The 697-nt window shown below is 73.9% G+C and carries 1 protein-coding gene and 1 pseudogene; both read right to left on the reverse strand.

What is annotated here, in order from left to right:
- A pseudogene (locus BIU95_RS12035) lies at positions 1 to 347 on the reverse strand (threonine/serine exporter family protein); the annotation flags it as partial.
- A 58-nt stretch (positions 348 to 405) separates the two neighbouring features.
- On the reverse strand, positions 406 to 660 hold the full coding sequence (locus tag BIU95_RS12040) for a hypothetical protein (protein WP_071251766.1): 255 nt from the start codon (positions 658 to 660) through the stop codon (positions 406 to 408).
- Positions 661 to 697 lie beyond the last annotated feature (37 nt).

Raw genomic sequence — 697 nt, forward strand, 5'->3', positions numbered from 1 at the left:
AGCGGCGGGACGTCGGCCGGGGCGTACTGGATGGTCACCGAGCTGCCGGAGAAGTCCAGGTCGAGCGGGGCGAGGTTCCACTTCGTCGAGACCGCGACGACGGCCGTCTCGACGCTGCGGGTGTCGGCACCGGAGGCGAGCATGACCTCGGCCAGGTCGAGGCAGAAGTCGACGATCTGCGTCGCCGTGTACTGGTCGCGCCCCTTGGCGTCGGGCTCGACGTGCTCGTAGATCGTGCCGCGCAGCCGGGCCCGTGCGTCGCGCAGGTCGTGCTGCGCGAGACTGCGCCGGCGTGGCCGGGGCGGGCGGCCCGGCTTGTGCGGGCCCGGGGGGTGCTGCTCGGCCATCCCGCCATGGTGCCAGTCGACGGCAGCTGAGTCCGGACGTCCGCTGGACGCGTCCGGATCAGCTCCGGCGGCGCGCGCTGAGTCTGCCGAGGGCGAACGCCGCGACGACCGCGCCCACCAGCACGAGGACCGGTCCGACCGTCAGATGCCACGGGCGCACGCTCGGGACGAACGTGACGTGGGCCAGGGGCGCGTACGCGAACCATTCCGCCGAGGCCGACGGCGCCGTCAACACGAACACGACCCCGACCACGACGGCCAGCAGGCCGAGCCAGAGGGCGACGAGGGTCGGGGTGGCGAGGAATCGGGGCACGGCACCCAGCGTAGGTGGGCGACGGACGGGAGGCCCG

Source organism: Curtobacterium sp. MCBA15_007, assembly GCF_001864905.1.
GTDB lineage: Bacteria > Actinomycetota > Actinomycetes > Actinomycetales > Microbacteriaceae > Curtobacterium > Curtobacterium poinsettiae.